The organism is Streptomyces bacillaris, assembly GCF_003268675.1.
Lineage (GTDB): Bacteria > Actinomycetota > Actinomycetes > Streptomycetales > Streptomycetaceae > Streptomyces > Streptomyces bacillaris.
In genome coordinates this window covers 2,840,399-2,853,716 of the sequence record NZ_CP029378.1, presented here as the reverse complement: position 1 = coordinate 2,853,716, position 13,318 = coordinate 2,840,399, and the positions used below count along the sequence as shown (strand labels likewise).

The following is a 13,318-nucleotide window of genomic DNA, read 5'->3' as shown; positions in this document are numbered from 1 at the left end:
CCCGCCCTCACCACATACCGGAGAACCCCAGCCGCACCCGCTCCTCCTCGTTCGCCACGTCCAGCGCCCCGCCCTTCACCCGGGACGCCTCCTGCGCGGTCAGGGCGCGGCCGAAGAGGCGGATGTCGTCCAGGCCGCCGCGGAAGAGTTCGGTGACTCCGGCCGGCTGGTTCGGGAAGTCGGGGCGGGCGCCGATGTGGACGGAGAACTCGGCGGGCGGGGTGATGTCGCCCGCCGGGGCCGTGGCGGTGAACTCCTGGCCGCCGTCCACGGAGAGGGCCAGCCGGCCCGCCTGGCGCTTGAGGACCGCGTGGTGCCACTGGCCGTCGTTGTACGAGGACGTGGTCCGCACCTCCGCGTACGCCGTGCCCGTGTCGATCGCCGCCCGGACGGCGCCCCGGCCCGGCTCGGCCCGCAGCCAGAACTGGCGGACGCCCGAGCCCATCCCGTACCCCCAGACGATCGGCAGGGCGCCCGTCGTGGCGGTGTGGCGGAACCAGGCCGTGAGGGTGAAGTCGCCCGCGCCCAGGCGCAGCGAGTCCGAGCAGGAGACCAGGCGCAGGTAGTCGTCCTGGCCGTCGAAGGTCATGGCCCTGCCGGAGCCGCGGCTGCCGAGCTGGGCGCCGCCGTGGACCAGGGCGTGGTTGCCGTACCCGTTGGGGCCGGTGTCCGAGGTGCGGGGGAGGCGCAGTTCGCGGTGCGAAGCGTCCAGTTGGGCCTCGGTGAACGAGGTGAAGACGAGGTCGCTGTGCGGGATGTTCCCCGCGCTCTCGTAGAGGACCCCGATCGCGCCCGAGGGGAGCAGGGCCAGATCGGAGTAGCCGGAGCGGCCCGGGGTCACGACCGTGCCCGCCGTCTGCCAGGTGCGCCCCTCGTCGTACGAGGAGCGGATCGCCAGCTCCCGGCGGTCCTCCAGGGTGTGGGGGCCGAGGCGCGAGGGGGCGGAGAAGAGCAGCCGGTCCCGCACCGCGCCCAGCTCCTTCGCGTGCAGGCGCAGCAGCGAGCCGGAGACGGGCGGGGTGTCGAGGCCGGGTACGGGGGAGAACGGGGCGTCGAAGGTGGCCCCGCCGTCCGTGCTGGTGGTGGCCATCCGGTGGTTCTCGGTGCCGCACCGGGCCGAGCTGCGGGCGTTGACGTACACGCCCCCGCCGGTCGTCTCGGCGACGGACAGCTCGGCCGGGAAGGCGGGGGCGGTGGCCCGGTCGACCTCCGCCTGGGCGCCCAGGGACCAGGTCAGTCCGCCGTCGTCGCTGACGTACAGCTGGCCGCCCGCCCGGCCGCCCGTGGTCGTGTAGTCGCCCGGGACGACCAGCCTGCCCCGGTGCGGGCCCCGGGCGAGCTGGATGCCGTGGCCGGGGCCCGTCGAGATCCAGGCCCGGCCCGTCGGCTTCAGGTGGGGGAGCGGGGCGCCCTCCGCCCAGCCCGCGCCGTCGTCCACGCTGTGCACCACGCGCAGGCTCCGGGGGCCACGGACCGGCTCGCCCGGCGTACCGCTCCAGGGGCCGGTCGCGTACAGCAGCGACACCCGCCCGGTCGCCGCGTCCACGACCGGCGCCGGGTTCCCGTGCGCGTCCTCGTCCGCGCCGCCCACGACCACCTTCAGCGGGCCCCAACTCCGGCCGCCGTCCGTGGACTTCCGCATCACGATGTCGTTGTGCCCGACGTCGCTGCAGGTGGCCACCCGCCCCTCGGCGAAGGCCAGCAGGGCGCCCGAGGGCGTGGCGACGAGCGCGGGGATCCGGAAGCAGCGGTAGCCCTCGCCACCCGCCTTGAACGGGGTGGTGACCGCCGCCGGTACGGCCGCGACAGCGGGAGGAGCCGGTGCGCCCAGCACGGTCGCCGTCAGCGTCAGCACCAGCCCGGACATGGTCAGTCGGGCTCTTCGGCGGCGGTGGCGGTGGCGGAAGGGCGACGGGCGTCCGGGCAGGGGCATGGTGGCCATCCTCGTGTTGGTACCGACATCGGAGACCGGCGCGGGCCCGCCGGTCCTCCCCGCTCACGCCCGCGGACGGACCCGCCGGCTCTGCTCCGTCATCGTCCGCTTCAGCCTCGGCCCGAACGGCTTCTCGACGAACCGGTGCATCAGGTGCGCCAGCACCAGGATCGACGCCACCGCCGCGATCAGCGTCAGGTACGGCGGCACGTGGAGGCCACGGCTCAGCACCCGGATCACGAACCAGCCCAGGTGCTCGTGGAGCAGGTAGAAGGGGTACGTCAGCGCCCCCGCGACCGTCAGCCAGCGCCAGTCCATCCACTTCAGCCGGCCCAGCGCCACCGCGGCCACCGCCATGAAGGACAGCGTCACGATCAGCTGGATCACCAGGGGGGAGCGGCCGAACTCGCCGCCCCCGCCCGGGTGCCACAGGGCCATGACGGAGTACCGCTGCCCGAGCAGCCAGCTGACCAGCACGATCCCCCAGAGGAGCAGGTCGCTGCCGTACCGGTGGATCAGATAGAGCGCGAGGCCCGCGATGAAGTACGGCGCGTGGTCCCGCATCACCAGGGCGTCGGTCAGCGGGTGGTCGGCGATCCGGGCGAAGGCGCCCGCCAGCGTCCAGCCGCAGCAGAAGACGACGACCCGGCGGTACGTGACCCCGCGCCAGACGACGAACACCGCGAACAGCACGTAGAAGCGCAGCTCGACCCAGAGCGTCCAGCACACCCCGAGCACCCGGTCCACGCCCATCGGCTGCTGGAGCATGGTGAGGTTGACCAGCAGTTCGTCCAGGCGCAGCGGCTCCACGACCACGGGCAGCGCGACGGCCGCCGCCGTGACGACGACGATCGCCGCCCAGTACGCCGGGTAGAGGCGGGCGACCCGGGAGCGGAAGAAGTCACCGACCGAACGGCCCCAGCTGCTCATGCAGATGACGAAGCCGCTGATGATGAAGAAGAGCTGCACCCCCAGGCTGCCGTAGGTCGCGAACGACGACAGCGTCGGGAAGAGGTGCGCGGGCGACTGCCCCCAGGACTCGGCGACCGTGCCTTCCTTGCCCGCGTAGTGGTAGAGGCAGACCATCAGCGCGGCCAGGATGCGCAGCCCGTCCAGGGCCGCCATCCGGTTCCGCTTCCCCTTCCCCTTCTCCGGGGGCGCGGCGGCCGCCGCCTCGCGCGCCGGTCCGGCGGGCCGGGCCTCCTGGGCCGGGAGGGTCGCCGTCCCCGCACGCCTGCCCGTCACGCCCGCTCCCTCGCCCGTCGCACCCGGCGCGTCCGTCACGCCCGCCCCTCCGCCCGGTCCCGTGCCCGTGTCCGTCCCGCTGTCCCCGCCCCCGCCCATCTCCCCGCCCCGTCAGCCGCGCGTGCTGCGGACGCGGGGGAGCCGCTGTTCCGCGCCCCGCTTCCAGGCGACGGCCTGCCGGGCGATCCTGCGGACCGTGGCGTTGCGCGGGATGAAGTCGAACTGCCCGGGAAGGGCCCCCGGCAGCGCGAGCGCGGTGAGCCTGCGGCGGCGGAAGTACGGGGAGGAGGCCGGGGACGGGTGCGCGGCGAGGTACTCCTCGGCGGCGGGCCGCAGCCCCGGGTAGATCTGCGGCTGCATCGCGAAGCCGACGGCCGTGACCAGCCCCGACAGCTCCGCCCGCACCTCCTCCTCGCCCGGCAGCCGCCACGAGGTGACCGCCTCCCGGTCCTCCAGGGCGGGCAGCAGGGCGTCGACGATGGTGACCGGGACGCGGTTGCTGTTCTGGTACGGGGTCAGCGCGGCGAGCAGCTCCTCGGTGCCGACCCGCGCGACGGGGATCCCGTAGAACGTGGCCGCCGTCAGCAGCGCGGTGGAGAACGCGCCCACGACGAGCGCCGGGCGCGTCCGCTCGTACACCACCTCGGCGATCACCGGGGAGTCCAGCACGGTGAGTTCGGCGCCGAGCGCCCCGGCCTCCTGCTCCAGCGCGCGCGACCAGCTCACCGGGGCGGCGGGGTGCGGCTTGAAGACCACGTGGGTGTGGCCGAGCGCGACCGCGCCGCGCAGCATCCGCAGATGCAGCTCCTGCTCCTCGTCGGCGGTGAGGACGTCGATGGCGGAGAGGTACTGCCCGAGCAGTAGCGCCGGTGCGTCGGCCGGGGCGCTGAACTCCTCGGCGGAGGCGGCCAGTTCGCCCAGGACCTTGAGGAACTCGGCGGTCGGGACGACCTCCGGCTCCACATCGAACTCGGTCATCAGCAGCGGCCGCAGCCCCGGCACCAGGTCCAGGTGGAGCAGGCGCTGCACCCGGGTGCCGATCAGCGGGTCGATCTTGCTGCGGGTGGGGCCGTAACTCATCAGCCCGTCCGCGTAGAGGTGGATCGGGCTCTCGCCGAAGATCTTCGCCACCGCGCTGGACGGGTTGGCCTGGATGGACTCGCAGGCGATCTCCACCGGCCCGTCGCCCAGCTCCCAGGCCAGCCGCAGATACCGCTCCCAGAGCAGGGTGTCCTGCTCGCGCGGGAACCAGCCGGCCGGGTGGAAGGGCCTGATGAACGCGTTCCACGAGTGGACCTCGTCGAACTCCGGCCGCAGCGAGGCGAACCCGGCCATCCGGTCGAGCGGGGTGCCCACCTCGGGGGCGGGGGAGGTGTCGCTGACGATCAGCAGCCGGCGGTGCTCGGCGCGCGGGCCGAACTGACCGGCCCGGATCGCCGCGGTCACCGTCGCGGCGGCGTACTGGGAGGCCGCGAAGAAGAGCTGGGTGGAACGGATGGCAGACATCAGGCGCGGGCTCCGGAGGCGGCGGCAGGTGTGACGGCGGGGGCGGGCTCCCCGCCCATGGGACGGCGGCGCACCCGCCGCAGCAGGGCGGCGCGCCGGTCGCCCAGGGAGCGGAGGGTGTCGTCGAGGAGATCGGGGGGGAGCCTGCGCAGGGCGGTGGCGCTCATGGAACGCAGCGTCCGGGCCACGGACGGTTCGAAACGCTCTATGGAACCGAGATGGTGGGCCATGACCGCGCAATAGGTACGGACGGCCTTCGGCAGCAGGATCTCCGCGTCGGAATCCTGCGCGGTCTCCTCGATGACCTGGTCGAATGCCCGGATGAAATCGAGCTGCCGGACATCTCCGATCTGGGTGAGCGAGGAGGCGACCCCGCGCCGGTAGAAGAGGCCGAGCAGGCCGACCGCGGCGAAACTCTCGGCCTCCCGGTGCAGGCGCCAGATCCACGGCCGGTCCTCGGCGGTGCGCAGACCGTCGGTGAAGTGCAGCAGACCGCGGTCGAGAAGGCGCCGGCGGTAAATACCGGCCCAGGCGTACGGATAGTCCACCGATGTGGTGCGGTCGACCGGAAGGATCACCGAGCGCGGGCTGAGCACCACGTTCCGCAGCCCGTGCGGCACCCGGTGCACCGTCCGGGTGCGGCCGGTGACCTGCACATGGTCGGTGCGGACGAAGTCGCACTCCAGCCGCTCGGCCGCGGCCACCAGGTCGGTGAAGTAGCCGGGGGCCAGCCAGTCGTCGCCGTCCAGGAAGGTCAGATACTCCCCGTCCGCCGCGTCCAGGCCGGTGTTCCTGGCCGTGGCCAGACCGCCGTTGCGCTCGTGGACGATCACCTTGGCGCCGGGAATGTCCTCCCTGGCGCGCTGGAGGATCCCGGCCGTCCCGTCGGTCGAGCAGTCGTCGACGAGAATGAACTCGAAATCCTCCCGGGCGTTGGCCCGCAGGCTTCTGAGGGTGTCGGGCGCGTATGTCTGCACGTTGTAGAACGGCACGATGACGGAGAGCTTAACCACCCGCATCACGCTAGTTGGAGACCCGGCACATTCCTCGACCCGGAAAAGTACTGCGGGTGAACGATGAATGTCCGAACGGTGAAGCGGACCGAATGCGGCGGAAGTTGACCGCTCCGGCCTGCCGATTCCCCAACCGTCGGCCTCCTGTTAACCATTTGTTGCTGTCGCGTTGGGCCGCGCATCGAAATGCCTTCCTAACTTCTGGGATGTGCCCCCACGTACCAGCAATCAGGCCGATCCGGCCGACGCCCCCGCCGAGCCCCGCCAGGCGCTGCGGGTCGCCGTCCTCGCCGACTCCGACACCCGGTGGAAATGGGGCGCGCTCACCGCGCGCCGCCTGACCGCCGAGGTGGCCGGGGACGGGCGGGACGCGCGCCCCGTCGAGGTCAGCGGGCTGCTGCTGCGCGGCCGGGCCACCCCGACGCCCCGTCAGCTCGCGGAGGTCGGTGAGGTCGGGATCGACGCCGGGCGGGTCCGTGAGGTCACCGCCGTCGAGTTCCTGCACACCGTGCGCGACGAGGGGTACGACGTGGTCGTCCTCGCCCTCGTCGGCGGCGGCGTCCAGGCGATGCTGCACGGACTGGCCGCGCTCGACCTCGCCCGCAGGCCCGTCATCGTCACCGGGTACGTCGGGGTCGTCTACGAGAAGCTGGCCGACGGGCTCCTCCTCCGCCACGGCGCGGACATCGTCCTCGCCAACTCGGCGCACGACGCGGAGCGTTTCCGGGCGGTGTACGAGGGAGTGGGCGCCGACGCCTCGGCGGTCACCGAAGCCGCGCTGCCCTTCCTGGGCGGAGCCCCGTACAGCCCCGAAGAGGGCCGCGACACCGTGGTGTTCGCCGCGCAGCCCTCCGTACCGGCCTCCCGCGCCGACCGTACGTACCTCCTCCGCCGGCTCGTCGAGCACGCCCGGCTGCACCCCCGCCGCGAGGTGCTGCTGAAGCTGCGCTCCAAGCCCGGTGAGCACACCACGCACATCGAGGAACTCCCGTACCAGAAGCTCGCCCAGAGGCTGCCCGGCGGGCTGCCGCCCAACTTCCGTCTGGTGTACGGGCACATGGGCGAGGTCCTGGACCGCACCGACCTCCTGGTCACCGTCTCCTCCACCGCCGCCCTGGAGTCCCTGCACCGCCGCATCCCGACCGCCGTCCTCACCGACCTCGGCGTACGCGAACCCCTCGGCAACCACCACTTCGTCGGCTCCGGGCTCCTCACCTCCTGGGACCGGCTCGACGGCGGATACCGCCCGCGCCCGGACGGGGAGTGGCTGGCCGGCCAGGGCGTCGCCGCCGACGGTTCGTACGGCACCGCCTACGACACCGCCCGCGCCAAGGTGGCCGAGCTGCTGGCGGAGGGCCAACTCCCGCCGCTGGCCCCGTACTACACGCCCACCACCGCCCCCGGCTACCTCCCCGGCATCCTCGCCCGCCACCACCTGGCCCCCGACGGCACGCCCCTGCCCGGCGCCGCCGCACCGCAGGAGCCCGGCCGGGTCCGGGGCGCGGTGCGGGAGACCGTACGCAACGCGGCGCGCGGCGCCTACCGGCACGGCGTCCAGCGCGTCGCCCCGGTGATCCGCCGGATGGGGGAGCTGTGACCACCACCTCAGGAGCTTCGATGACACCGACCGTCCTCGCCGTGATCCCCGCCCGCGGCGGATCCAAGGGCGTGCCCGCCAAGAACCTCGCCGAGGTCGGCGGCATCCCCCTGGTCGCCCGCGCGGTGCGCGCCGCACTCGGCGCCCCCGAGGTCACCGATGTCGTCGTCACCACCGACGACGGGGCCATCGCCCAGGCCGCCCGTGCCGCCGCCGTCGACCTCGGCGCCGCCCACCGGCTGCACTGCGTCGAGCGCCCCGCCGCCATCGCGGGCGACACCGCCACCAGCGAGGCGGCCGTGCTGCACGCCCTGGACACCTACGAGGCCGAGCGCGCCAAGCGTGTCGACGTGGTCCTCCTCGTCCAGTGCACCAGCCCCTTCGTCTCCCGCGACGACATCGACGGGGTGGCCCGGGCGGTCGTCCACGAGGGCGCCGACACGGCCGTCACCGTCGCCACGTTCCACGGCTTCGTCTGGCGCGACGGGCACGCGGTGGAGGAGGGCACGTACGGCGTCAACCACGACAAGTCCGTACGCCCCCGCCGCCAGGACCGCCCCCAGGACTACCTGGAGACCGGTGCCGCCTACGCGATGGACGCGGCGGGCTTCCGCACCCACCGCCACCGCTTCTTCGGCCACACCGCCCTGGTCCCCACCGACCCGGCCCGGGTGCTGGAGATCGACGACCCGCACGACCTGGCCCGCGCCCGCGCGCTCGCCCCGCTCCTGGACCCCGCCCCGCTGCCCACCCGGGCCGACGTGGACGCGGTCGTCCTGGACTTCGACGGAACCCAGACCGACGACCGGGTCATGGTCGACTCCGACGGCCGCGAGACCGTCGCCGTCCACCGGGGCGACGGCCTGGGTATCGCCGCCCTGCGCAAGGCGGGCGTCCCACTGCTGATCCTCTCCACCGAACAGAACCCCGTCGTCGCCGCCCGCGCCCGCAAGCTCCAGGTCCCCGTCCTGCACGGCATCGACCGCAAGGACGAGGCGCTCAAGCAGTGGTGCGACGAGCAGAACATCGCCCCCGAGCGCGTGCTCTACGTCGGCAACGACGTCAACGACCTCGGCTGCTTCGCCCTCGCGGGCTGGCCCGTCGCGGTCGGCAGCGCCCACGACTCGGTGCGCGCGGCGGCGCGCGCCGTCACGACCACCCCCGGCGGCTACGGCGCCATCCGCGAGATCGCGGCCTGGCTGCTGGGCCCCACCCTCACCGCTGACATCACAGCCCCCACTGTCCCCACCAAGTAAGGAAGCACCACCATGAGCACCTCCCGTCTGCGTACCTTCGGCACCCGTACCGCCGGACCCGGCAACCCCGTCTACATCACGGGCGAGATCGGCATCAACCACAACGGCGACCTCGACAACGCCCTCGCCCTCATCGACGTGGCCGCCGAAGCCGGCTGCGACGCCGTCAAGTTCCAGAAGCGCACCCCGGAGATCTGCACCCCGCGCGACCAGTGGGACATCGAGCGCGACACCCCCTGGGGCCGGATGACGTACATCGACTACCGCCACCGCGTCGAGTTCGGCGAGGAGGAGTACCGGGCCATCTCCGAGCACTGCGCCGAGCGCGGCATCGACTGGTTCGCCTCCCCGTGGGACACCGAGGCCGTCGCCTTCCTGGAGAAGTTCGACGTCCCCGCCCACAAGGTCGCCTCCGCATCCCTCACCGACGACGAGCTGCTCCGCGCCCTGCGCGCCACCGGCCGTACGGTCATCCTCTCCACGGGCATGTCCACCCCGAAGCAGATCCGCCACGCGGTCGAGGTCCTGGGCAGCGACAACATCCTGCTCTGCCACGCCACCTCCACCTACCCGGCCAAGGCCGAGGAGCTGAACCTGCGGGTCATCAACACCCTCCAGCAGGAGTACCCGAACGTCCCGATCGGCTACTCCGGCCACGAGACCGGCCTCCAGACCACGCTGGCCGCCGTCGCCCTCGGCGCCACCTTCGTCGAGCGCCACATCACCCTCGACCGCGCCATGTGGGGCTCCGACCAGGCCGCCTCCGTCGAGCCCCAGGGCCTGACCCGCCTGGTCCGCGACATCCGCACCATCGAGCAGTCGCTCGGTGACGGCGTCAAGAAGGTGTACGAGTCCGAGCTCGGCCCGATGAAGAAGCTCCGCCGGGTCGCGGGCGTCGTCGCCGAGGCCGAGAACGCCCCGGCCCCCGAGCCGGTCGCGGTCTGAGCGCCGACCGGTGAACCTCGCCTTCGTCGAGAGCCCGGTCCAGCTCCTGAACGTCCTGGAGTGGGTGCACACCGAGGGGGGAGACGATCCGGCCGCCACGACGGTCGTCGTTCTCCCCCCGGTCGACCCGATGTCGCGCGGTCAGCTGCGCCGGATGGCGGAGCTGGCCCGCGACGAGGGCATCGCCGTCCGCTGGCAGGAGGCGCGCGGGGAGTCCGGCGCGCCTCTCAAGGCCCTGCGCGCCCTGGCCGGACTGGTCAGGCGCGCGGACCACATCGTGATCGGGGACCCGTTCTCCCGTTACGTCCAGCTCCTGCTGACCCTGGTCCGCGCCGAGCGCCTCACGGTGGTCGACGACGGCACGGCGACCATGGAGTTCGTCGCCCAGCTCGCCCGGGGCGAGCGGCTGACCCGCTGGCACCGCAAGGGCCGGGGCGGGCCGCGCGAACTGGTCCTGGCCCCGGTCACGGCCACCGCGCGGCGCCGCTTCACCCCGACGGCCCGGCACGCGGTGGAGGTCTTCACCGCGATGCCGGTCGAGCCCCCCGAGGGCATCACCGTCACCGCCAACGCCTTCACCTGGACCCGCGCCCGCTTCGGCCCGCCCACCATCGGCAAGGGCGCGGACCTGGTCGGCACCTCCCTGGTGGAGACGGGCGTGGTCGACGCCGCCCCGTACCAGGAGGCGGTGGCGGCCCTGGCCCGCACCCACGGGGCCACCCGCTACTTCGCCCACCGCCGCGAGTCCGCCGAGAAGCTCCACGCCCTGGAGGCCGCCACCGGCCTGGAGATCGTCCGCCCGGACCTCCCCCTGGAACTCATCGCCCGCCGCGGCCCCATCGGCCACACGGTGGTGAGCTTCCCCTCCACGGTGGTCCACACCCTCCCGCTGGCCCTGGCCGGCACCGGGGTGAACGTCGCGGTCTGCGACATCGCCCCCGAGTGGCTGCGCACGACGGCCTCCCCGCGCGCCCAGGGCTTCCTGAGCGGGGTCACGGAGACGGCCCGGGGGGTGCAGCGGCTGACGTCGACGGCGCACGCGTAGAGGGTGTGCCGGCGGTGTATCGGCCGTCCCGTACACCACGGGAGAACCCCAAGGCATACCCACCGTCACGACCCGTCACACACCCCCGCCCCGCCTTTTGTTCCCCTGTGCGGTTGAAGTTTTCTTGATCTGTGGCCAGTTGGGGGGTGAAGGGGCCTACGCTTCACCAGGTGAACCAGTTGAAGTCCCGCGCCGCAGCCCGTTCCGAAGACCTGGTCGACCAGCCGGGAGGAGGTGGGCTGCCCGGCAGGCTCGGTGACGAGCTGCGGGCCGAGCTGATCGCCTTCCGCCGGGATCTGCACATGCACCCCGAGCTGGGCAACCAGGAGTTCCGGACCACCGCCGCCATCAAGGACCGGCTGGAGAAGGCCGGGCTGCGGCCGCGGGTGCTCGACGTGGGCACGGGGCTCGTCTGCGACGTGGGGGAGTGGGACGGCGTGACGCCCATGCTGGCGTTGCGGGCCGACATCGACGCGCTGCCGATCCCGGACACCAAGGTGGACGTCCCCTACCGGTCAACCGTCCCCGACCGGGCCCACGCCTGCGGGCACGACGTCCACACCACCACTGTGCTCGGCGCCGGACTGGTGCTCGCCGGGCTCCACCGCCAGGGGCTCCTGCCCAACGCGGTGCGGCTGGTCTTCCAGCCCGCCGAGGAGGTCCTCCCGGGCGGTGCGGTGGACGCGATCGAGTCCGGGGTGCTGGAGGGCGTCGGGCGGATCATCGCCGTCCACTGCGACCCCAAGGTGGACGCCGGGAGGATCGGGCTCCGCGTCGGGCCCATCACCTCCGCCTGCGACCGCCTGGAGGTCTCCCTCGACGGTCCCGGCGGCCACACCGCCCGCCCGCACCTGACCACCGACCTGGTCACCGCCGCGGCCCGGGTCGCCGTGGACGTCCCCGCGCTGCTCGCCCGCCGCGTCGACGCCCGCTCCGGCCTCGTCCTGACCTGGGGCCGCCTCCAGACGGGCCACGCCCCCAATGTCGTACCGCAGCACGCCGAGCTCTCCGGCACGGTCCGCTGCCTGGACCTGGCCGCCTGGCGTGACGCCCCGGACCTGGTGCACGCCGCCATCGACGAGGTGGCCGGAATGCATCGGGCCAAGACCGTGATCAATTACGTACGGGGCGTCCCGCCCGTGGTGAACGACGCCGAGTCCATCGGTCTGCTGGACGCGGCGATGACCGAGCGTCGCGGCTCGTACGCGATCGAGGACACCGAGCAGAGCCTCGGCGGCGAGGACTTCTCCTGGTATCTGGAGCGCGTCCCCGGCGCCATGGCCCGCCTCGGCGTCCGGCCGCCCGGCGACACGCGCGGTCTGGACCTGCACCGGGGCAACTTCGACGTGGACGAAGAGGCCATCACCGTGGGGGTTGAGCTGTTCACGGCCGCCGCCCTGCTGGCCGGACGGTCGTAGGACTGCCGTAACGAACTGTTCGCGGGCCGTCCGTGGACCGGCGCGCCACCCTCTGTTCGCGACGATCCGATAACGGCTTCCGTACGTGCTCTTATCTGACATCTACGCGCGTTACGATCGCCGCGAAACCAGCGCCGGAAGAGGCGCTTCGGTCAGGTTTGAAGGAGCCTCCCTTGCGCCGGATCACCAGGATTGCCACCGTGGGTGTCGCGTCAGCGGCCCTCGCGCTCAGCGCCACCGCGTGTGGCGGAAAGACGTCGTCGTCGGGCTCCGGCTCCGACGGTGACAAGGCCGCCATCGCCTACGACATCGGTGGTCGCGGCGACCAGTCGTTCAACGACGCCGCCTACGCCGGTCTCTCCAAGGCGGAGAAGGACCTCGACATCGACGGCAGCGAGGCCGAGCCGTCCGACGGTGAGAGCGACGCCGACAAGGTGCAGCGCCTCACCGAGCTGGCCCGCGCCGGCAACAACCCGGTGATCGGTGTCGGTTTCGCCTACGCGCCCGCCATCAAGAAGGTCGCCCCGAAGTTCCCGGACACCACGTTCGGGATCATCGACGACTCCTCGGTGACCGGCAAGAACATCGCCAACATGGTCTTCAACGAGGAGCAGGGCTCCTACCTCGCCGGCGTCGCCGCCGCCAAGGTCAGCAAGACCAAGGTGGTCGGCTTCATCGGCGGTGTCGAGACCCCGCTGATCAAGAAGTTCGAGGCCGGTTACGTCCAGGGCGTCAAGGACACCGACCCGTCGGTGAACGTGCTCCCGCAGTACCTGACCCAGCCGCCGAACTTCGACGGCTTCTCCAAGCCCGACCTCGGCAAGGCCGCCGCCCAGGGCCAGCTCGACAAGAAGGCCGACGTGGTCTACTCGGCCGCCGGTCTGGCCGGCTCCGGTGCCATCGAGGCCGTCTCCAAGGCGGGCAAGTGGAACATCGGCGTCGACTCCGACCAGTACAACCAGGAAGGGCTCGCCAACTACAAGGAGTCCATCCTGACCTCGGTCACGAAGGACGTCTCGGACGCCGTCTTCAACCTGATCAAGTCGGTCAAGGACGGCAAGCCGCAGACCGGTGAGATCCGCTACGGCCTCGACAAGAACGGCGTCGCCCTGTCGATGTCCAACCCGGCCTTCACCAAGATGACCGACGTCATCGCCGCGGTCGACAAGGCCAAGCAGGACATCATCGACGGCAAGATCACCGTCAAGACCGCCCCGTAACCGGGACGGCCTGCCCCTCGGGCACCAGGCCCTGTCCGCCCGCCCGCCGCACACCGGCGCGGCGGGCGGACAGGGCCGCCGGGCCCTCCCCGTACGGCGGGGAGGTGCCCGTACCGCCGCGGAGGAACCGCAGCACCACC

General features: G+C 72.7%; 10 protein-coding genes. 6 read left to right on the top strand and 4 right to left on the bottom strand.

The window, feature by feature from the left end; all coding sequences use genetic code 11:
• Nucleotides 1-7: 7 nt before the first annotated feature.
• From DJ476_RS11805 to DJ476_RS11790, 4 genes are all read right to left on the bottom strand, one after another.
• Nucleotides 8-1,942, bottom strand: a complete 1,935-nt coding sequence (locus DJ476_RS11805; RefSeq protein ID WP_318294598.1) for a sialidase family protein — start codon at nt 1,940-1,942, stop codon at nt 8-10.
• Nucleotides 1,943-1,996: 54 nt separating this feature from the next.
• Nucleotides 1,997-3,058, bottom strand: coding sequence for an acyltransferase family protein (locus DJ476_RS11800; RefSeq protein WP_181006424.1), 1,062 nt, complete (start codon nt 3,056-3,058; stop codon nt 1,997-1,999).
• A 231-nt stretch (nt 3,059-3,289) separates the two neighbouring features.
• Nucleotides 3,290-4,684 (bottom strand): polysialyltransferase family glycosyltransferase, encoded by a 1,395-nt coding sequence (locus DJ476_RS11795; RefSeq protein WP_103416641.1) that lies wholly within the window; start codon nt 4,682-4,684, stop codon nt 3,290-3,292.
• Nucleotides 4,684-5,703, bottom strand: coding sequence for a glycosyltransferase family 2 protein (locus tag DJ476_RS11790; RefSeq protein WP_181006423.1), 1,020 nt, complete (start codon nt 5,701-5,703; stop codon nt 4,684-4,686). Before DJ476_RS11790 ends, DJ476_RS11795 begins: the two co-directional genes overlap by 1 nt.
• 202 nt (nt 5,704-5,905) lie before the next feature.
• On the opposite strand from DJ476_RS11790, the gene DJ476_RS11785 reads away from it, so the two are divergent.
• The 6 genes from DJ476_RS11785 (at nt 5,906) to DJ476_RS11760 (ending at nt 13,178) form a co-directional block, all read left to right on the top strand.
• Nucleotides 5,906-7,294 (top strand): DUF6716 putative glycosyltransferase, encoded by a 1,389-nt coding sequence (locus tag DJ476_RS11785; protein WP_103416640.1) that lies wholly within the window; start codon nt 5,906-5,908, stop codon nt 7,292-7,294.
• A gap of 20 nt (nt 7,295-7,314) precedes the next feature.
• Complete coding sequence (locus tag DJ476_RS11780) at nt 7,315-8,550, top strand: acylneuraminate cytidylyltransferase (protein ID WP_103416639.1); 1,236 nt, start codon at nt 7,315-7,317, stop codon at nt 8,548-8,550.
• Nucleotides 8,551-8,562: 12 nt separating this feature from the next.
• Nucleotides 8,563-9,495, top strand: a complete 933-nt coding sequence (locus DJ476_RS11775) for an N-acetylneuraminate synthase family protein (protein WP_103416638.1) — start codon at nt 8,563-8,565, stop codon at nt 9,493-9,495.
• A 10-nt stretch (nt 9,496-9,505) separates the two neighbouring features.
• On the top strand, nt 9,506-10,540 hold the full coding sequence (locus tag DJ476_RS11770) for a hypothetical protein (RefSeq protein WP_103416637.1): 1,035 nt from the start codon (nt 9,506-9,508) through the stop codon (nt 10,538-10,540).
• A gap of 179 nt (nt 10,541-10,719) precedes the next feature.
• Entirely contained in the window at nt 10,720-11,958 is a 1,239-nt protein-coding gene (locus DJ476_RS11765) for an amidohydrolase (protein WP_381148405.1), read from the top strand.
• 173 nt (nt 11,959-12,131) lie between these two features.
• Entirely contained in the window at nt 12,132-13,178 is a 1,047-nt protein-coding gene (locus DJ476_RS11760) for a BMP family lipoprotein (RefSeq protein WP_103416635.1), read from the top strand.
• Nucleotides 13,179-13,318: the final 140 nt, after the last annotated feature.